The sequence below is a fragment of the Streptomyces longisporus genome, assembly GCF_039532765.1.
GTDB classification, from domain to species: domain Bacteria; phylum Actinomycetota; class Actinomycetes; order Streptomycetales; family Streptomycetaceae; genus Streptomyces; species Streptomyces longisporus.
Window position 1 is genome coordinate 1 of sequence record NZ_BAAASG010000006.1, and the last position, 19,185, is coordinate 19,185.

Genomic DNA, 19,185 nt, shown 5'->3' on the forward strand with positions numbered 1-19,185 from the left:
CTCCCGCAGCGGATGGCGGGCCAGCACCGCGTCCACCTCCGGCGTCAACGCCGCCGCCAGACGGGTGGCGACCGGCAGCGAGTCGTCGCGCAAGGTCTCCGCCGCCGCCAGCACCGCGGCACGCCCCGGACCCTCGGGCACACCGGCGGCCAGCTTCTCGTGCAGGTCGCCGCCCTCCTCCAGCACCAGCCCGGTGTCGATGCCCGCCGGGATCTTGATGCGGGCGGTGCGCCGCCAGGTGGCCACCGGATCGCTCCAGGCCTCCACCCGATACGTCCAGTGACCTTCGCAGGTGGGTGTGACCTCGGCGCCCCAGCGGTCGGAGCCGGGGGCCAGTTCCCGCATCGGCGTCCACGGGCCGTGCTGGCCCTCCGGATCCGTCAGGACGACATTGGCGGCGACCGCGTCATGACCTTCTCGGAACACGGTCGCGGTGACCTCGAACGTCTCCCCGACGACCGCCTTGGCCGGGCGCCTTCCGCACTCCACCGCCGGGTGGACGTCCCGCACCGGGATGCGGCCGATGGCCGGAATCGAACTCATGGGTCTCACCTCCGCCGTGCTGGAGACCGGGCCTTCGGCCCGGTCGAGGGATACAAACTGCGACATATGCGTTGAGCCGCAGGGGGGATCTACCTCCCTGCGGCGAGATGCTGTTGTGCCTGCGGGGGCCCGCGCCGCTCGGCCGCACCCGTTCGGGGCCGCTCGTTCTGCTCCCGGAGATAGGCGCCCAGGGTGGACCCCAGATAGCGCTCGGCGGCGTCCGCGGCCTCGCGGGCGCAGCGCTTGCCCATCAGCACGCACAGGGTGTAGCCCGAGTCCTCGAAGGTGGCGCGCACCGCGCGGTCGGCGGGGGACGCGAGCATGACGCGTTCCCAGGCCCGGTACCGCCGCAGTTGCCGGGCCACTTCGGCTTTGGCCGGTAGCAGCATGACGCTCTTCACTTTCTCCGGGGCTCGATCGCACGTCTCCCGACCGTCGGGCGGCCGCGCGTGGGCACGCACGGATCCGTTACGGGTATCGAGGTCTTCACACATGGTGCACGGGTGGCGACTCAGCGTCTTGTTGGATCTTCAACCATGTCTGGCGGGCGTCCTTCGCCCCGGGTGCGCTCGTGTTGCACGAATGGTCTAGTTCGCCCACCCTTGAGGTGACTCAGAAGCGATCAACGCTCACGCTTCGCGTTCGGGGCTCGTCCCACAGGGGCGAGAAGGAGCGGGAGCTTCGCGGGTGAGGAGCCAACGAAGATGAAGACCGCAGTGCCCTGCTACTACCACCTCGATGTGGAAGTCAGCCCCGAACGGGTCGGACAGGTACGGCGCATCCTGGCCGCGCATCTCCGGCTCTGGGACCTCGAGACACTGGTCGAGCCCGTCACCAGCGGCGCCGAGCTGCTGCTGAAGGCCATCGACGAGCACGCCACGGACAAGAACACGTCGGTCGAGATGTGGTGGAACGGACAGCATCTGATCACCGCCGTGGGGGAGAACGACTGCGACCTGCGTCCCGACCAGGACCTGCGGACCTGTCTGCAGCGGATCGCCGCGATGAGCGACGGCTGGGGCTGCTGCGCCACGGACACCGGCAGCAAGGTCATCTGGTTCTCGCAGCGGGCCAGGGCCGGCGAACGCGTGCCCCTGGTGCCCCTGGCGCCCGCGCCGAGTCTGCGCGAGGTGCTCCAGGTGCCCCGCGAGATGCCGGCCCTGGCTCTCGCCGGGCAGGTGCGCGAGCCGGACGGCATCCTGGAGGATGCCCGGTGACGGCGAAGCGCCGCCGCAAGCCAGGGGTGCCCGTCTGGAGCGGGCACCCCTACCCATTGGGTGCCTCCTACGACGGGAACGGCACCAACTTCGCGCTCTTCAGCGAGGTGGCCCAACGCGTCGAACTCGTCCTCGTCGACGACGCCGGTGAGCGCCGCGTCCCGGTGACCGAGGTCGACGGCTTCGTCTGGCACTGCTACCTGCCGGACATCGGGCCGGGCCAGCGCTACGGCTACCGGGTGCACGGCCCATGGCATCCGCAGCTGGGCCACCGCTGCAACCCGGCGAAACTCCTCCTCGACCCGTACACCAGGGCGGTCGACGGGCAGGTGGACAACCACCCCTCCCTCTTCGAGCGCGCCCCGCACGGCCGGTCCCGGTCGGACAGCGCCGGGCACACCATGCTCGGTGTGGTCACCGACTCGGCCTTCGACTGGGGTGACGACCGGCCGCCGCGGCAGCCGTACGCCGACAGCGTGATCTACGAGGCCCATGTACGGGGCCTGACCCGCACCCACCCGGACGTCCCGCCCGAACTCCGCGGCACCTACGCCGGACTCGCGCACCCCGCGGTCGTCGAGCACCTGACGAAGCTGGGCGTGACCGCGGTGGAGCTGATGCCGGTGCACCAGTACGTCCAGGACGGGGTGCTGCAGGGCCGCGGTCTGTCCAACTACTGGGGCTACAACACGATCGGGTTCTTCGCCCCGCACAACGCCTACGCCGCCCACGGCACCCGCGGCGGACAGGTCACCGAGTTCAAGTCGATGGTGAAGGCGCTGCACGCGGCCGGCCTCGAAGTCATCCTCGACGTCGTCTACAACCACACCGCCGAGGGCAACGAGAAGGGCCCCACGCTCTCCTTCCGCGGCATCGACAACGCCTCGTACTACCGTCTGGTGGACGGCGACTGGGGCCATTACTACGACACCACCGGCACCGGCAACAGCCTGCTGATGCGCCACCCCTACGTACTGCAGCTGATCATGGACTCGCTGCGGTACTGGGTCACCGACATGCATGTCGACGGTTTCCGCTTCGACCTCGCGGCCACACTGGCCCGGCAGTTCCACGAGGTGGACCGGCTGTCGGCGTTCTTCGACCTGATCCAGCAGGACCCGGTGATCAGCCGCGTCAAGCTGATCGCGGAGCCGTGGGACGTGGGGGAGGGCGGCTACCAGGTGGGCAACTTCCCGCCGCTGTGGTCGGAGTGGAACGGCAAGTACCGCGACGCCGTGCGGGACTTCTGGCGCGGTGGCGAGCACACGCTCGGCGAGTTCGCCTCCCGGCTGACCGGTTCCGCGGACCTGTACGCGCACAGCCGGCGCCGCCCCCGGGCCAGCGTCAACTTCGTCACCGCGCACGACGGATTCACCCTGCGCGACCTGGTCTCGTACAACGACAAGCACAACGAGGCCAACGGGGAGGGCAACCGGGACGGCGAGAGCGTCAACCGGTCCTGGAACTGCGGCGTCGAGGGCGACACCGACGATCCGGGCGTGCTGGAGCTGCGCGCCCGCCAGCAGCGCAACTTCCTGGCCACCCTGCTGCTCTCGCAGGGCATCCCGATGCTCTGTCACGGCGACGAGCTCGGCCGCACCCAACGGGGCAACAACAACGCCTACTGCCAGGACAACGAGGTCTCCTGGGTCGACTGGGAGCTGACCGAGGAGCAGCGGGAGCTCGCCGAGTTCACCCGGTATGTCATCGCACTGCGGGCCGCCCACCCGGTGCTGCGTCGCCGCCGGTTCTTCCGTGGCGAGACCACGACCCATGCGCGTCAGCCGCTGCCGGACCTGGTGTGGCTGGCGCCGGACGCGCAGGAGATGACGGAGGAGGACTGGCAGCGCTCCGACGCGCACTCGGTCGCCGTGTTCCTCAACGGTGACGCCATCGCCGAACCGGACCCGTGCGGCCGTCCCGTCGTGGACGACTCGTTCCTGCTCCTGCTGAACAGCTACTGGGAACCGGTGGAGTTCCGGCTGCCCGACGTCATGTACGGCGAACGCTGGACGACCGTGATCGACACCGCCGAGCCGCACGGGCCGCCGGACGAGTCGGAGTTCAAGGCGAACACCGGGCTCCTGGTCGAGCGCCGCAGCCTGGTGCTCCTGTCGAGACCACCCTGTGCCCCGAAGCGGCGCGGGGCTGTGTCGGAACATGGCTCCGCCGCGGGGCGCGACAAGCCACGACGGCGCTAGAAGACGACCCACGAGACCACGTGGCACTTCTGTAGTCGCCCGGCGGACCCGGGGAGCGTCCCCTCAGCGCTCGCGGCGCGAGGTGACCGTGAACTGCGCGCCGTCGGCGTCGCGCAGCACGGCCTCGTCGCTGCCCTTCGACAGGACGCTGCCGCCGTGCACCTCGGCGGCCCGTACACAGGCCGCCACGTCCTCGACCGCGAAGTGGATCTGCCAATGGGGCCGGATGGTGGGGTCCGGCGCCGCCCCCAGCGCCCCGGACTCGATGCGCGCCACGATGTCGCCCTGGCTGCGCAGCACCACCTCGCCGCCCTCGTACTGGACCTCGCAGCAGCCGGGCCGCTCCGAGGCCCAGTCAAGGACCTCGCCGTAGAAGATCGCGGCGTCGAAGGCGTCGCGAGTGTGGAGTCTGATGAATGCCGGGGCCGCGTGCCGCCACTTCTCCCAGTCGGCGATCAGGACCCCCTCCCAGATCCCGAAGGTCGCCCCGTCCCGGTCGGCGAGCAGGGCCGCCCGCCCGGGTGGGAACGAGATCGGGCCGACCGCGGCCGTCCCGCCCCGCTCCTGAGCGCGCGCCGCGGCCTCGTCCGCACTGGGCACGGCGAAGTACGGCGTCCACGCCACCGCCATCTGCCACATGTCGGCGACGGCGGCGATCCCGGCGACGGGCGTGCCGTCCACCATGGCCATCCGGAAGCGGTCCCCGAGCTTGGCGGAGCGCCACTCCCAGCCCAGCACGGCCCCGTAGAAGTCCTCGGTGGCGTCGACGTCACGGCTGGTCAGGCTCACCCAGCACGGCGCTCCGAACACGGAGGCCGAGGTGACGATGCGCGTCACGCCGCGCGGGCGTGAGGAGTCGTGGTTCATGGCAGTTGCGTCCTGGTCTCGTCGATCGGCGGCCACCGGTCTGGTACCAGTGTCCAACCGGAACCGCACGATGCGCCTGCCGAGTACCCCGTGAGTGGTGGCGAAACGGGTGCCCGGGTGGCTGTCGCCGGTGGCGGCGGGCCGGGTGAGTGCCACTATGGACGAGTGGCACAGGTACCGCATGAGCCTGCCGACGAGACGGATCGCATCTTCGCGCTGCAGGAAGAAGTCGATCAGCTGAAGGAAGCCATCGTCTCGCACGCCGTCGTGGACCAGGCGATCGGGATGATGGTCGCGCTGGGCCGGGTGACGCCGGAACAGGGATGGGCTGTGCTGAAGGACGTCTCCCAGCACACGAACATCAAGCTCCGCAATGTCGCCGAGCTCATTCTCATCTGGGGGCGCAACGGGGACCTGCCCCCAGAGATCAAGGCCGAACTCGAGGACGCCCTGGACCGCTACGGCCCCACGCAGATCCCCGAGGCCCCACCGGAGCGGTGAGGCGACGGGGTCGCGTGCGGCCGAACGGCAGGGCGCTCAGCTGGTCTCCGCGAGGAGCTCCTCGCGGAGCTGGTCGAAGCAGCCGCTGAGCAGCCGGGAGACATGCATCTGCGAGATGCCGAGCTGCTGGGCGATGCGGCTTTGCGTCATGCCCCCGAAGAAACGGAGATACAGGATGGTGCGCTCGCGCTCGGGGAGCGCCTGCAGACAGGGCCTGACCGCCACGCGGTCGACGACGACGTCGTAGGCCGGGTCGGGGCCGCCGATCGCGTCCGTCAGGGCGTATCCGTCGGTGCCTGGCATCTCGGCGTCCAGCGACAGCGCGGTGAAGCACTCCAGCGCCTCCATCCCGGTGCGCACCTCGCCCTCGCTCAGGTGGGCGTGCCGGGCGATCTCGGTGACGGTCGGTCTGCGCCCCGGGGTCGTCTGGGACAGTTCCTTCGCGGCCTGCCGCACTCTGTTGCGCAGGTCCTGGACCCGGCGCGGCACATGGAGCGTCCACATGTGGTCGCGGAAGTGCCGCTTGATCTCACCGGTGATGGTCGGCACCGCATACGCCTCGAAGGCGTGACCGCGGGCGGGGTCGTAGTGGTCGACGGCCTTGACCAGTCCGAGGGCCGCCACCTGGTAAAGGTCCTCCAGGGATTCTCCGCGCCCCTTGAAGCGGACGGCGATCCGCTCGGCCATGGGCAGCCAGGCCTGGACCAGTTGGTCCCGCAGCTGCCTGCGTTGCGGCCCTTCGGACAGCCGTGCGAGCCGGGCGAAGGCCTCGGCGGTGTCGGGGGCATCGTCGTGCGGATGGGGTTTCGTGCTGGCGCTGGCGACACGCATGGTGCGCACCTCCCTGAGGCGGTGCATGGGGGGACGGGCGCCATGGGAGATGCGGCTCGGACCTGCGGAGACATCCGGGGCCCGACCGGCTCCCACGGACGTGCCTCCTGTCCGAAGCACTACATACTGATGCCCGTAATCTGTGCATCACAAACAAATGCGGACATTACGGACGGACTGTTGTCGGCTTGACCGCTCCCCTTGGGTTCATTACCTCTGCTAAAGAGATAATCTTCGTGATGTGGAACCGGAAACCTTCCCGGACGAGCTGATCGACGCCCTCCTCGGCGTCCAGCGGCTCGTCCGGCGCCGCCTGCGCCCGCAGATCGCCCCGCAGCTGCGCGGCGCCGAGGTCGAGCTGCTGCGCCTGGTCGTCACCCGGCCCGGCATCGGCATATCGGACGCCGCCAAGGAGCTGTACCTGGCGGGCAATTCCGTCTCGACGCTGGTCAACCAGCTGTCCCGGCAGGGCTATCTGGTCCGCGAGACCGACCCCGCCGACCGGCGCGCCGCCCGGCTGATGCCGACGCCCGCGGCCGAGGCCCGGCTCGCCGAATGGCGCAAACGGCGCGCCGAACTCGTACGCGGCGGGCTGTCCCGTCTCGACGACACGGACCGCGAGGCACTGCACACGGCGATCCCCGCCCTGTGCAGGCTGGCCGACACCCTGCACGAGGAGGCCGAGAAGACATGACGCGGAACGCCGACACCGGGCAGGCCGAGGCCGTCACCTGCAGCGGACTCGCCTACGCCTTCGGCGAGACGAACGCGGTCGACGGACTCGAACTGTCGGTGGCCGAGGGCGAGGTCTTCGGCCTGCTCGGACCCAACGGAGCCGGAAAGACGACCGCCATCCGCTGCATCACCACCCTGCTGCCGGTCCCCGCCGGAATGGTCCGCGTGTTCGGCCACGACGCGGCCAAGGACCGGATGGCCGTACGGCGCCTGCTGGGCTACGTGCCGCAGCAGCTGTCCGCCGACGCCGGACTCACCGGCCGCGAGAACGTGGCCCTGTTCGCCCGTGTCTTCGACGTGTCCCGCGCCGAACGCGCCGAACGGGTGGGCCAGGCCCTGGCCGCCGTCGGTCTCGCAGATGCCGCCGACCGACTGGCCGGCACCTACTCCGGCGGCATGGTCCGCCGCCTCGAACTCGCGCAGGCGCTGGTCAGCGCCCCCCGGCTGCTGATCCTCGACGAGCCGACCATCGGCCTCGACCCGATAGCCCGCACCGGAGTGTGGGACCACATCAACGCCGTGCGCGCCGCCACCGGCATGACCGTGCTGGTGACCACCCACTACATGGACGAGGCCGACCAGTACTGCGACCGGGTCGCCCTGATGCACCGCGGCCGCATCCGGGCCCTCGGCACCCCGGAGGAGCTCAGGGAAGGGCTCGGGCAGCGCCGGCGCGCCGCGGGCGCGGCGGCCACCGACCCGCTGCCCACCCTGGAGGACGTCTTCCGTGACGTCGCGGGCAGTGGACTCGACGACCAGGCAGGAGGTTTCCGCGATGTCCGAAGCACCCGCCGCACCGCGCACCGCGTCGGCTGACCCCGACCGCGCACCCGGCATCGACCTGTTGCTGCGGCCGCCCCGGCCCCGCGCGGGCTGGCGGCTGCTGCCCGCCCGCGTGTTCGCGATGTGCGCCGTCGAACTGCAGAAGCTGCGCCACGACCGCACCGAGCTGTACACCCGCGCCGTGCAGCCCGCCCTGTGGCTGCTGATCTTCGGCCAGACCTTCACCCGCATCAAGGCGATCCCCACCGGCGGCATCCCCTACGTGGACTACCTGGCGCCCGGCATCATCGCCCAGTCCGCGATGTTCATCGCCATCTTCTACGGCATCCAGATCATCTGGGAGCGCGACGCCGGCATCCTGAACAAGCTGCTGGTCACGCCGACCCCCCGCTCGGCCCTGATCACCGGCAAGGCGTTCGCGGCCGGAGTGAAGTCCCTGATCCAGGCCGTCGTCGTCATCCTCATCGCCGCGGTGCTCGGAGTGGCGCTGACCTGGAACCCGCTGAAGCTGCTCGGGGTCGCCGCGATCGTGGTCCTCGGATCCGCGTTCTTCTCCTGCCTGTCGATGAGCATCGCCGGCATCGTCCTCAACCGCGACCGCCTCATGGGCTTCGGGCAGGCCATCACGATGCCGCTGTTCTTCGGCTCCAACGCCCTGTACCCCGTGTCCGTCATGCCCGGCTGGCTCCAGGCCGTCAGCAAGGTCAACCCGCTGAGCTACCAGGTGGACGCCCTGCGCGGCCTCCTCCTCGGCACCCACGCGCATGTGGCCCTCGACTTCGCGGTGCTGCTCGTGGCCGGCGCACTCGGCATCACCGCGGCCTCCTCGCTCCTCGGCCGGCTGGCCCGCTGACGACGGCCCGCGGAACGTGATGTGCCCCACGCACATGTACACGTCCGTGGGGCGTGTTCCGACCGTTGTTCCTGCGCACGGCTTGATCAGTGATCAAAGGGGGTGAATGCGCTGGCCACAGCGCATTCTGCTCATTTGACAGTGCCCTGAGCGCACAGATAGGAAGCAGCTCTCTGAGGTCGATGAGGTGGATTGTGTACGAGCCGAACGTGGTCGGGGACTGGCAGGAGTACGACGAGCATGCCGGCCTGCGTGTCCGCGTCCACCGTCTGGAAGCCGCCGAGCCCCCACGCGGCCGCGACGACGCAGCGGCCGGGCTGACGTACTTCAGCCTCCGGGTCACCGTCGAGAACCGCGGCAGCCGCTCCTTCGGCATCCACCTCGAGGACGGCCAGATCGACGTGCGCCTGGGCCCCGACGGGGAGGCCGCGTTCATCGACTGGCGCAACTCGCAGTTCATCGAGGGCTTCGACGTCTACCCGCTGCGCCGGGCCACCGCCGTGCTGTACGCGGCCGGCCCGGACGCCTGCCTGAGCCAGGTCGACGTGCAGATCCAGCTGCGGGTCGAGGAGGAGTGGACCGACCGCCGGCTGTGGACGGGCGGCATCGGCCTGCACGAGGAGCCCGTCGGCGCCCACACCTGCGGAACCCGGGACGGCGGGCTGGCGCACCAGGTCAGCAACTTCCTCCGCGACCAGGCCGAAGAGGGAACCGCCTGACCCCGGCCCCGCCCCGGAGCACGCTCAGTGCGGGATGCCGTCGATGATCTCGCGGGCACCCTGACGCAGCAGCGCCACGGCCACCGACGTGCCCAAGGTGGCCGGGTCCAGCCGTCCGGCCCATTCGTGGGCATTCAGGCGGGTCTTGCCGTCCGGGGTGAACACACAGGCCCGCAGCGACAGTTCGCCACTCGCCTCCACGCGCGCGTACCCGGCGATCGGGCTGTTGCAGTGGCCCTGCAGGACGTGCAGGAACATCCGCTCAGCGGTGGCCTCCTGGTGTGTGTGCGGGTCGCCGAGCCCGCTGACCGCGTCGATCAGTTCGCGGTCGCCCTCACGGCATTGCAGGGCGAGGATGCCCGCGCCGATGGACGGCATCACCGTGTCCGGCGACAGCACCTCGCTGATCACGTCCTGGCGCCCGATGCGTTCGAGACCGGCCGCGGCCAGCAGCAGCGCGTCCGCCTCGCCGGCCGCCAGTTTCGCCAGCCGGCGGTTGGCGTTGCCGCGGAACGGCACGCACTCCAGGTGGGGGTGGGTGGCGGACAGCTGCGCCACCCGGCGCACCGCGGAGGTGCCGATGCGGGTGCCGGCCGGCAGCTCGTCCAGGGTGAGGCCGTCCGGGTGCACCAGGGCGTCACGGATGTCGTCCCGCTTCAGGAACGCGGCGAACGTCGTGCCGGCCGGCAGCGGCCGGTCGGCGGGCACGTCCTTGAGGCAGTGCACGGCGAGATCGGCCTCGCCCGCCAGCAGCGCGGCATCCACCTCCTTGGTGAACGCCCCCTTGCCCTCCACCTGGGACAGGACGCCCATCCACTTGTCACCGGTCGTCTTCACCGGCACGACCTCGGTGCGTACGCCGGGATGCAGGACCGCCAACTCGGCGCGCACACGCTCCACTTGGGCCAGCGCCATGGGCGAGTCACGGGAGACGATGCGGATCATTTCGGGGACGGACATGCGGCCACGATAGACCGTCACCAACGGGTCTTTGACCACTACCGCCCCATTGGGGATCCGTATCACTCGGCAGGGACGACGGGCGTGCGCACACTCGCCGACGACGCGCGGGGACCCGGCCGGACGAGCAGCGCGAGCGCTCCCGCGCTGAGCAGCCCGCCGGCCAGAAAGGCCCCGCGCACTCCGACGACGGGCAGGAGAGCGCCCCCCAGCAGGGACCCGGCGGCCACGCCCACGTTGAACGCGGCCGAGTTGACCGCCAGCGCCGACTCGGTACGGCCCGGCGCCACCCGCAGCACCTGGCTCTGCGTCGCCATGAAAACGGGCGCGACCGATGCGCCGAGCAGCATGAACAGCGCGACCGCCGCCACTTGACTGCTCCCGGCCGCACACAGGCCGAGCAGCGCCGCCGCCTGGGTCGCCACCGGCACGGTGAGCGTGGCGCGCGGGAAACGGTCGAGGAGCGGCCCGGTGAGCGCGACACCGGCCAGGGCGGCCGCCCCGAACGCGAACAGCACGCCGCCCACCGCGTCCTTGCCGAAGCCGCCGACCTCGTCCAGGAAGGCGACGACATAGGTGAAGCCCGCGAACACCCCGGTCACCGACAGGGCGGTGGTCGCGACGACGACGAGAAACCGGCGCCGGTCCGGATCGGCACCGTACGCCGCATGACTCTCCTGGGGGCGGGAGGCCGGCAGCAGGGCGGCGATGACGACGAGTGACACGAGCGCGAGCGCACCGAGCACGACGAACGGCGCCCGCCAGCCGCCGTGTCCGCCCAGCCAGGTCCCGGCCGGCACGCCGAGCACCGTGGCCAGCGAACCGCCGACCGACAGCAACCCCATGACGCGGCCACGACGTTCCGGCGGGAACAGACCGACCGCGACCGGCCCCATCACCACCCAGAACGATGCCTGCGCCAGCGCGGTGACCACCCGCGCCGCCAGCAGCAGCCCGTAGGAGACACTCCCCAGCGCCGACACCCAGCTGGCCGCGCACAGCAGCCCCAGGAGCCCGGTGAGCAGGTACCGGCGCGGCACCGAGCGGGTGATGCGCGCGGCCGGCAGCGACACCACGGCCACCGTCAGGCCGTATCCGGTGACCAGCGTGCCCACCTGGCCGAGCGGCACCCGCAGATCGGCCGCCATGAGCGACAGCAGCCCCACGGGAAGGTTCTCGGCGGTGTTGAAGGTGAACGCCGCCAGCATCAGTGCCGCGACGACGGCGGCCCTGCGCCGCGCCGCGGGACGTACGCCGCCCATTCAGGTGTCCTCCGGGGTGTCGGGAAACAGCCGGGCAAGCGTGCCGCAGGCGCCGTGCAGCTTCTACTGTTTCGATCCGGACCGAATCGGATCCGCCGGGAACCGCTCACGGAGGCCGCCTTGCCGCTGACCCTGCACCTGGGCGCCGACGATCTGACCCGCTGCCGGTTCGCCATCTCGCCGATGTGCCAGACCCACGAGGCCCTGCGCATGCTGCGCCGACCCGCCCGGCACGGCTACCACCGCGCCTGGCTGCGCCGTCTTCGCCGTACGCTCGCCGGGCTCGACCTGTCGCCCCTGTGGCTGTTCGTGCCCCGCGCCGGCGGCTACACCCCGGACTTCCTGGGTGCGCCTCCCGAGGAGCCGTATCCCTCCATCGACGACGAACTGGCCCGGATGCGGGCCACCGACCCGGCACTCGCCCGCGCGGAGATGGTGCGCTCGCTCGCCGGCACACCGGGCCTCGCCGAGTCACCGCAGGGCCGCGCCGCACTCGACGACCCGGCCCGGGCCGTGCACCGCCTGGCCGACCTCACCGAACTCGCCTGGCACGCCCTGATCGCTCCTGACTGGCCGCGCCACCGTGCCGTCCTGGCGGCCGACATCGCCCATCGCTCACGGCAGGCGGCGGACGGCGGCCTCGACGCGCTGCTCGCCGGCCTGCACCCCGGAATCGGCTGGGCCGGCCAGAGGCTCACCCTGCACATGTACGGCGACCACGCGGACGCCCAACGCCCCGACGGACGCGGCATCCTCCTGATGCCCAGCGTGTTCGTCTGGCCGGACGTGGTGAGCGGCTTCGCCCGGCCCTGGCAGCCCACGGTCATCTACCCGGCCCGCGGCATGGGCCGCCTGCACGTCACCCCGGCCCCGCATCCGCCCGCCGCCCTCGCCCGCCTGCTCGGTCACCGCCGCGCCGCGCTGCTGGCCGACTTGAGGGTTCCCGCCTCCACGACGGAGCTCGCCGCGCGACACGGCCTGGCTCCCTCCAGCGTGTCGTCCCACCTGGCGGCCCTGCACACGGCGGGACTGCTCGATGCCCGGCGTCAGGGCTACTACGTGCTGTACGAGCGGACGGCCCTGGGGGACCGTCTGGCGGCAGGGGCGTAGGGCGATCCTGCCGGGTTCGGCCGCAGTGGGACGGGAACCCGGTGGCCGTCCGGACCCACCCCCAGGTCAGGAGGCCGACGTGCCCGATGCGCAGCACACGCAGCAGGATCCGACGACACAGCACCCGCGCCCTGAGTTCCCGGCTCAGGACCAGCCCCATCCGGGGTGGACCGGGCCCATGGACCCGCCCCCCGACCACGGGGAGAAGACGTATCGCGGCGCCGGCCGCCTGAAGGACCGCAAGACCGTCATCACCGGCGGCGACTCCGGCATCGGGCGTGCGGTCGCGCTGGCCTTCGCACGCGAGGGCGCCGATGTGCTCTTCACCTATTTGGAGGACGAGGCGGACGACGCACGCGAGACGTCCAGGCTCGTCGAGGACGCCGGGCGCAAGGCGGTGGCCGTCGCCTGCGACATCCGGGAGGAGGACAACTGCCGGGCGCTGATCGAGCGCGCCGTCACGGAGTTCGGGCGCATCGACGTCCTGGTGAACAACGCCGCCTACCAGATGTCGCAGCCCGACGGCATCGAGGCGATCACGACCGAGCAGTTCGACCGGGTCATGCGCACCAACGTCTACGGCATGTTCTGGCTGACCAAGTTCGCCCTGCCGCACATCCCGAAGGGCGGCAGCGTCATCAACTCGACGTCGGTGCAGGCCTACAAGCCCAGTCCGCACCTGCTGGACTACGCGACGACCAAGGGCGCGATCGTGACCTTCACGCAGGGGCTGGCCCAGATGCTCGCCGAACGCGGCATCCGCGTCAACGCCGTCGCGCCGGGCCCGGTGTGGACGCCGCTGATTCCCGCGACCCTGCCCGACACGGTGGAGTTCGGCAAACAGAGCCCGCTGGGCCGCCCGGCCCAGCCCGCCGAACTGGCCCCCGCCTACGTCTACCTGGCCTCCCAGGAGGCCGGCTTCGTCACAGCGGAGATCCTCAACGCGACGGGAGGCACCCCACTGCCCTAGCCGCCCCTGTATCCGGGGCATGGGAGGCGCCTGGGCGGGAACCCGCCCGGCCGTCCGGAACAAGGGAGTGGGAAACATGCATCATGAAGCGCATAGGCCGCCGCAGCGCATGTCCGCTGTCCGGGCCCATGACGACAGCGGGTCGGTGGTGGAGCGGTGGTCGCCGGTGGTGCGCAGCGTCATGACGGTGGCAGCCGCCGTCGTGGTCATGGCCGCGCTGTGGGCGACGGCCGTGTCCCGCTGAGACGCTCCGTCAGCGAGGGTCGCTGAGTACGTCCGTCAAGGGCACCGTGCGCTGGACGAGACCGTGGGCGACCTCGGTGAGCCGGCGGCCGTTGCGGGTCGCCCAGCTCCCCAGGGCCGAGCGGGCGTCGGGCAGGGACAGGCCGCCGTACTCGGCGATCATGCCGGTGGCGATGTCGACGGTCGCCTTGGCGGCCACGGCCCTTTGGACGCTGCTGCTGACGTCGGTGGGGCGCAGCGGGTGCGGGCTCCAGTTGACGAGGGCGACCGTGGTCACATCGGCCAGTGCCTGAGCCAGGTGCAGATCGAGCGCGGACAGTCCGCCCGGGGTGGTGACAAGGAGGTTCAGCGCGCCCACCGTCTGGTGATGCACGCGCATCGGCAGCGCATGCGCGGCCCGGAACCCGTGCTCTCGGGCGTACGGTGCCACATGCGGCCAGCGGTGGGCGCTCTCGCCGAGGTCCGGAGCGTCGATACGCTCGCTCTTGCGATAGCAGTCCACACAGGGACCTTCGTCGATCTGGAGCTGGAAGAACTCCGTCAGAGCCGCCCGCTGGTCGGTGACGGCCATCAGGCGCAGCTCGCCCCGCACTCCGGCGATCATGACCCCGACCGCGTCGGCGCCCACGAGGTCCAGGCAGTTCAGAGCCAGCCGATCGAGGAGTACGACGGGGTCGACGTCGTCGGCAAGGGAGTCGGCCAGTCCCACGAGCGCCTCGGCGAGCTGCTGTTCCCGGTTCATCACCGATCGCTCTCCCGTCAGTCGTCACCAGCGTCCCGCCGGCCTGCGTCCTCGGCGCCGCCCTCGGTCTCGGACCCGAGCCGAAGCGTGCGTACGAGGATGTCATGCGCCACCTCGGTCACCGTCCGGCCCTGGGCGAAAGCCCGCGCGCGCATCCGGTCCAGAGCCTGTTCGGCGCCCAAACGCAGCTGCACCATCACCATGCCGACCGCTTGGTAGACCTCACTGTGGTCGGACTCGGAAGCCTCCATCCACGACGCTACTCCTTCTCCGACCGCTCGTTCGTCCGCGTCGTATCCGGCATGAAGGTTCACGAGGGCGAACGTGACGGCGTCCCGCGCCCACAGCGCGATCCGCAGGTCCCGCGACGACAGCGCGCCGGGCGTGTGGCGATACAGGTCGAGCGTGCCGATCGTCGCCCCGCCCAGTCCGAGCGGCAGCGAGAACACCGCCCGCACGCCCAGCTCGACGGCCTCGTGGGCGAAGACGGGCCAGCGCCCCGAGTCCGGTGCTTTCGTCAGATCGTCCGCCAGCACCGCCGCGGCACGTTCGATCGCGGACTGGCAGGGGCCGTCCCCGAGCGTGTACTGCGCCTCCGCCAGCCGGGCCGCCGTCGAGTCGCTGGCACACCAGGTGGCACGCACCGTCCGGCCGCTCGCGATCGACACGGACGCGCCGGTGACGGGCAGAAGTTCCACGCAGGCGCGGCACAGCGCCTGGGGGACGTCGTCGGGACTGAGGCCCTTGGCCGCGGCCGTCAGCGTCTCGGTGACCCGCGCGCGCTCCTCGGTCTCGGACGGCTCCCTGTCACCGCTGGCTCCGTCAACAGACATGATCCACCAGTACTCCAACCGATGGCGCCGGGAGAACCGACACTTGTGTCGTGCCGGACGAGTGCCCTTGCCCCCCTGCACAAAACGGCATGCCGCTTCAGATGTGGCCCGGGGGAGCCTCCTGCCGTGCCGAGGCCTCGAGGTTTCCGGCCAGCCGCTGGGCCTGCAGCAGGAGGGCGCCGTAGGCCGAGGCCTCCTCGGGCTCGCCCCGGACCAGGTCCGGCAGCTGCCGGCGCAGGTCGTCCATCGCCGCGCGCATCTCCCGTACGGCCTGCCGCAGAGTGTCTTCCCGGCCCTGGCCGGCTCCGCCGTCCGCGGAGAGCCGCACGATCCGGGCCGCCTGGGCCAGGAAGTCGGCGTAACCGCGGATCAGGGGCAGCCGGGACCAGTGCGCCTGCCGGTCCCGGGCGGCCGCCTCGTGCAGGGTGCGGGTGAGTTCCGTGGTGTGTACGGCGGCGTGGTCCAGTACGGCCGTCGCCTCCTCGTAGTCCTTGTTCGGCCGTGACGAGGCGAGGGTGCGGCGGCGCACGTTGCCCCACAGGCTCTCGCGGCTCCAGCCGACGGCCGACCGGCACTGCGTCACGAGGTGCTGAAGGTGCAGGGCCTGCCGATGCCACGCCTGCGTCTCGTCGACGCCCCACTGCCCGTCGACGAGACGGCCGCCCGCCGTTTCGAGGAGCCTGCCCGTCTCCTGGGCGGCCTCATGGATCGTGGCGTGCGCATTGCGCAGGTAGACGGGTGGCCGGATCAGTGCGTTGACGGTGATGCCGACCGCCGCTCCGAAGACGGCCTCGCCGATCCGGGCGGCGCACCCGGTCAGGCTGACCTGGGTGTCGGTGAGGACGAAGAGTGCGCCGGTGGCCGTGTATATCCCCTGCCGTCCGAGCCGTGACCACGAACTGAGGAGCACCACCAGGGGGAGGACGAGACCCATGGCGCCCATCCTGTTGTGCATCAGCAGCACCAGCAGCGTGGCCATGACCGTTCCCGAGGCGATCGCCGCCAGCTGCTGCAGGGCATGGGCGACGGACTGGTAGACCGTCGACTCGACGAGCAGGATCGCAACCCAGGGCGCCACGAACGCCATGGGCGCGTGCAGCCACCAGCCCACCACCGCCCAGGACGCCCAGGCGGCGAAGGCGGCCTTCAACGCCTGCGCGGCGAGGTCCCGTTCCCTGCCCGGTTGTTTCCATGCGCGTTGTACGGCCCGTGCTGCGCTCCGCATCTTCTTGGACAAGGTGAGAACGATCAAAGGACGAGGGCCAGGGCGAAGGCGAGGAAGAACGCCGCCACGAGCACGGTCACCACGAGGATCACCGCCAGCGGCGCCTTGGCCCAGCCCTTGGTCGGGTTGTGCACTTCGCGCGGACCGGCCTCGGGCAGGCTGCTCTCCGCAGGAGGCGTCTCGCCCGGGGGCACACCGCCTCCGGGTTCCAGCCCCGTCGTACGTTCGGGCTCGGGGTCAGGGTTTGTGAAAGTCATGGCATCCGAGTCCCCCTGCACTGATCGGATATCACCAAAACGGGACGATTGGGCTCTCCGTCCCCGGCCCCGCGCCCGTCGGCCGTCCCCTGCTTTGGGTGGATCCACCTGGGCACTCGTCGGATGTTCGACAGGAGGTGCTGTGACGCAGAGCGACGCTACGGCGGATGTCGCACCCGAGTCGGTCGACACGGCGCTGCTGGACGTGGTCCGGGACTGCGGGGCGTCCAGGGGCCTGCTCTACGTCCTGCCTCGCAACGGTGACGCCCTGTGGCTGGTGGCGTTGACGGGGGCTCCGCGTGAAATGGCCGTTCCGTGGACCCGGGTGGGCGTGGCGGACTCCCTTCCGGTGGCGGACGCCGTGCGGTCCGGCCGTCTGGTGTGGATCAGCGACATGGAGGACATGGCCCGCCGCTATCCGCGCACCTCACTCGTGCTGCCGTACGCCTTCGCGCTGGCGGCCGCGCCCCTCGCCGCCCGGGGTTCGGTCGTGGGCGGACTGGTGCTGCTGTGGCCCGCCGCTCATCCGCCGCGGCTCAGCGGCACGGAGCGCGCTGTCATCGATGCCGGCTGCCGGCGGCTGGGCCGCCGGCTGCACGAGGCGGCGGACCGCAACGCCCTGCCCCCGCCGGGTGAACCGCGGATCCTGCCCCACCCCTCCCGCGCCAGTGCACTGCGCGCCGAGGGCAGCGAACAGGCGGCGTTCATCGCCCGGCTGCCGGGCGGTGCCTGCGCCCTGGACGACACCGGCCGGTTCACCTTCGTCACCCCAGAGGCGGCACGCCTGCTCGGCGCCGACGCCGACACCCTGCTGGGCGCCCTGCCGTGGGAAGCGCTGCCGTGGATGGACGTCCCCGAGATCGAGGACTCCTACCGGTCGACGCTGGTGAGTGAACGGCCCACCACCTTCAGCGCAGTGCGCCCGCCGGACACCCGGCTGGTCTTCGCGCTCTACCCAGACCCGTCCGGCATCAGCGTGCGGATCACCCGCAGCGACCCCCGCGACGAACTGTCGCCGAGCCCGGCCAGCTCCCACACCGCCCCCGCCGACCCCGCCGGGACGACCGAACCCGCCGTGCGCGGACCGAGCCGGGCCGGCTCCCTGTACCACCTGATGCACATGGCCGCCACGCTCACCGAGGCCCTGGGTGTCCAGGACGTGGTGGACCAGGCCGCCGACCAGCTCATGCCCGCGCTCGGCGCCACGGCCATGGCCGTCATGGCGCCACGGGGCGGCAGACTGAGAATCCTCGGCCACCGCGGCTACGACGCCGAACTCATGGAACGCTTCGACCACATGCCGCTGAACGCCCACACGCCCGCCGTGCGCGTGATGGAGACCGGCAGTCCGCACTTCTTCCGGGGCTTCGACGAACTGAGGCGGTCGTATCCCGAAGCCGTCCACTTCGACGACAAGACGTCCTGGGCGTTTCTCCCGCTGATCGCCTCAGGGCGGGCCGTCGGCTCGCTCGTCCTCGCCTACGACCGCCCCCGGCACTTCCCGCCCACCGAGCGCGCCGTGATCACCGCGCTGGCCGGCCTCGTCGGCCAGGCCCTCGAACGGGGCCGCCTCTACGACACCCAGTTCGCCGTGGCCCATCAGCTCCAGGCCGCGCTGCTGCCCCGGCATCTGCCCTCCCTGCCCGGGCTGCGGGTCACCGCCCGCTATCGGCCGGCCGGCCACGGTGTGGAGGTGGGCGGTGACTTCTACGACCTGATCCGTCTGAACGACACCACCGTCGCGGCCGCGATCGGTGATGTCCAGGGACACGACATCGACGCGGCGGCCCTGATGGGCCAGGTCCGTACCGCCGTGCACAGCCAGGCGGCGGCCGGTGCCTCCCCGGGGGACGTGCTCGGGCGGACCAACCGTCTGCTCGTCGGCCTGGACCCCGGACGGTTCGCCAGTTGCCTCTACGCTCACCTGGATCTGGGCCGCCGCGGCCTGTGCCTGGCCAGTGCCGGCCACCCGCCTGCCGTGCTGCGCCATGCCGACGGCCACACCGAGGTCCTGAGTCCGCCTCCCGGACTGCTCCTCGGCATCGACGACCAGGCCGACTACCAGGCCGCCGAGTTCCCCCTGCACCCCGGCTGCGTCCTCGTCCTGTACACGGACGGACTCATAGAACGGCCCGGCGTCGACCTGGACGACGCCGTCCGCACGCTCGCCGAACTCATTGCACGCACCGATCCGGAAGACCCCGACGCCATGGCCGACACCCTCGTTCGTCACGCCTTTGCCCCCGCCGACGACGTGGCCCTGCTCATCGTCCACCTCAACGGGGCCACGTCCGGCCAGGCCGGGGGCGGCTGAAACCGTGTCGCCCCGGCGG

General features: G+C 71.3%; 21 protein-coding genes. 11 read left to right on the top strand and 10 right to left on the bottom strand.

The features are described 5' to 3' along the window. Together ABD355_RS09830 and ABD355_RS09835 are read right to left on the bottom strand one after the other, a co-directional pair. Positions 1-543 (bottom strand): maltotransferase domain-containing protein (locus tag ABD355_RS09830; protein ID WP_344399776.1); only part of this gene is annotated, 543 nt, incomplete at its 3' end. An 89-nt stretch (positions 544-632) separates the two neighbouring features. After that, positions 633-932, bottom strand: coding sequence for a DUF5133 domain-containing protein (locus ABD355_RS09835; RefSeq protein WP_344399777.1), 300 nt, complete (start codon positions 930-932; stop codon positions 633-635). Positions 933-1,247: 315 nt separating this feature from the next. Here ABD355_RS09835 and ABD355_RS09840 point away from each other — a divergent pair, with 315 nt between their 5' ends. Then, entirely contained in the window at positions 1,248-1,760 is a 513-nt protein-coding gene (locus ABD355_RS09840; RefSeq protein ID WP_344399778.1) for a pep a2, read from the top strand. Then, complete coding sequence (gene glgX, locus ABD355_RS09845) at positions 1,757-3,961, top strand: glycogen debranching protein GlgX (RefSeq protein WP_344399779.1); 2,205 nt, start codon at positions 1,757-1,759, stop codon at positions 3,959-3,961. Before ABD355_RS09840 ends, glgX begins: the two co-directional genes overlap by 4 nt. A 63-nt stretch (positions 3,962-4,024) precedes the next feature. Here the strand turns inward: glgX and ABD355_RS09850 are convergent, their stop codons facing one another. Next, positions 4,025-4,828 (bottom strand): VOC family protein, encoded by an 804-nt coding sequence (locus tag ABD355_RS09850; RefSeq protein ID WP_344399780.1) that lies wholly within the window; start codon positions 4,826-4,828, stop codon positions 4,025-4,027. A gap of 165 nt (positions 4,829-4,993) precedes the next feature. Here ABD355_RS09850 and ABD355_RS09855 point away from each other — a divergent pair, with 165 nt between their 5' ends. Continuing rightward, positions 4,994-5,329, top strand: coding sequence for an ANTAR domain-containing protein (locus ABD355_RS09855; protein WP_344399781.1), 336 nt, complete (start codon positions 4,994-4,996; stop codon positions 5,327-5,329). Positions 5,330-5,365: 36 nt separating this feature from the next. Here the strand turns inward: ABD355_RS09855 and ABD355_RS09860 are convergent, their stop codons facing one another. Beyond that, entirely contained in the window at positions 5,366-6,160 is a 795-nt protein-coding gene (locus tag ABD355_RS09860; RefSeq protein ID WP_344399782.1) for a SigB/SigF/SigG family RNA polymerase sigma factor, read from the bottom strand. A 241-nt stretch (positions 6,161-6,401) separates the two neighbouring features. Between ABD355_RS09860 and ABD355_RS09865 the strand changes: the two genes are divergently transcribed. The 4 genes from ABD355_RS09865 to ABD355_RS09880 all read left to right on the top strand — a co-directional run bounded on the left by ABD355_RS09865 (position 6,402) and on the right by ABD355_RS09880 (position 9,250). Continuing rightward, positions 6,402-6,854 (top strand): MarR family winged helix-turn-helix transcriptional regulator, encoded by a 453-nt coding sequence (locus tag ABD355_RS09865; RefSeq protein ID WP_344399783.1) that lies wholly within the window; start codon positions 6,402-6,404, stop codon positions 6,852-6,854. Continuing rightward, complete coding sequence (locus tag ABD355_RS09870) at positions 6,851-7,711, top strand: ATP-binding cassette domain-containing protein (protein WP_344399784.1); 861 nt, start codon at positions 6,851-6,853, stop codon at positions 7,709-7,711. The genes ABD355_RS09865 and ABD355_RS09870 overlap by 4 nt, the downstream gene beginning before the upstream one ends. Continuing rightward, positions 7,671-8,531: an ABC transporter permease gene (locus ABD355_RS09875; protein ID WP_344399786.1), complete on the top strand. Its 861-nt coding sequence runs from the start codon at positions 7,671-7,673 to the stop codon at positions 8,529-8,531. The genes ABD355_RS09870 and ABD355_RS09875 overlap by 41 nt, the downstream gene beginning before the upstream one ends. Positions 8,532-8,725: 194 nt before the next feature. Next, entirely contained in the window at positions 8,726-9,250 is a 525-nt protein-coding gene (locus ABD355_RS09880; protein WP_344400098.1) for a hypothetical protein, read from the top strand. A 24-nt stretch (positions 9,251-9,274) separates the two neighbouring features. Here the strand turns inward: ABD355_RS09880 and hemC are convergent, their stop codons facing one another. Together hemC and ABD355_RS09890 are read right to left on the bottom strand one after the other, a co-directional pair. Continuing rightward, the gene (gene hemC, locus ABD355_RS09885; protein WP_344399789.1) at positions 9,275-10,210 is read right to left on the bottom strand and encodes a hydroxymethylbilane synthase; all 936 of its coding nucleotides are present in this window, start codon (positions 10,208-10,210) and stop codon (positions 9,275-9,277) included. A 62-nt stretch (positions 10,211-10,272) separates the two neighbouring features. After that, positions 10,273-11,472 (bottom strand): MFS transporter, encoded by a 1,200-nt coding sequence (locus tag ABD355_RS09890; protein WP_344399790.1) that lies wholly within the window; start codon positions 11,470-11,472, stop codon positions 10,273-10,275. 120 nt (positions 11,473-11,592) lie between these two features. Between ABD355_RS09890 and ABD355_RS09895 the strand changes: the two genes are divergently transcribed. The 3 genes from ABD355_RS09895 (at position 11,593) to ABD355_RS09905 (ending at position 13,796) form a co-directional block, all read left to right on the top strand. Next, positions 11,593-12,582: an ArsR/SmtB family transcription factor gene (locus ABD355_RS09895; RefSeq protein WP_344399792.1), complete on the top strand. Its 990-nt coding sequence runs from the start codon at positions 11,593-11,595 to the stop codon at positions 12,580-12,582. 79 nt (positions 12,583-12,661) lie between these two features. Continuing rightward, on the top strand, positions 12,662-13,552 hold the full coding sequence (locus ABD355_RS09900) for an SDR family oxidoreductase (RefSeq protein ID WP_344399793.1): 891 nt from the start codon (positions 12,662-12,664) through the stop codon (positions 13,550-13,552). Between the two features lie 109 nt (positions 13,553-13,661). Then, positions 13,662-13,796, top strand: coding sequence for a hypothetical protein (locus ABD355_RS09905; protein WP_344399794.1), 135 nt, complete (start codon positions 13,662-13,664; stop codon positions 13,794-13,796). Positions 13,797-13,805: 9 nt separating this feature from the next. On the opposite strand, the gene ABD355_RS09910 is transcribed toward ABD355_RS09905, so the two are convergent. The 4 genes from ABD355_RS09910 to ABD355_RS09925 form a co-directional block, all read right to left on the bottom strand. Continuing rightward, positions 13,806-14,537, bottom strand: coding sequence for a GAF domain-containing protein (locus tag ABD355_RS09910; protein ID WP_344399795.1), 732 nt, complete (start codon positions 14,535-14,537; stop codon positions 13,806-13,808). 17 nt (positions 14,538-14,554) lie between these two features. Further along, positions 14,555-15,370 (bottom strand): GAF and ANTAR domain-containing protein, encoded by an 816-nt coding sequence (locus ABD355_RS09915; protein WP_344399796.1) that lies wholly within the window; start codon positions 15,368-15,370, stop codon positions 14,555-14,557. 97 nt (positions 15,371-15,467) lie between these two features. Continuing rightward, complete coding sequence (locus tag ABD355_RS09920) at positions 15,468-16,607, bottom strand: FUSC family protein (protein WP_344399797.1); 1,140 nt, start codon at positions 16,605-16,607, stop codon at positions 15,468-15,470. Between the two features lie 11 nt (positions 16,608-16,618). Continuing rightward, on the bottom strand, positions 16,619-16,852 hold the full coding sequence (locus ABD355_RS09925; RefSeq protein ID WP_344399798.1) for a DUF6480 family protein: 234 nt from the start codon (positions 16,850-16,852) through the stop codon (positions 16,619-16,621). 142 nt (positions 16,853-16,994) lie between these two features. Here ABD355_RS09925 and ABD355_RS09930 point away from each other — a divergent pair, with 142 nt between their 5' ends. Continuing rightward, positions 16,995-19,166, top strand: coding sequence for a SpoIIE family protein phosphatase (locus ABD355_RS09930; protein WP_344399799.1), 2,172 nt, complete (start codon positions 16,995-16,997; stop codon positions 19,164-19,166). Positions 19,167-19,185: the final 19 nt, after the last annotated feature.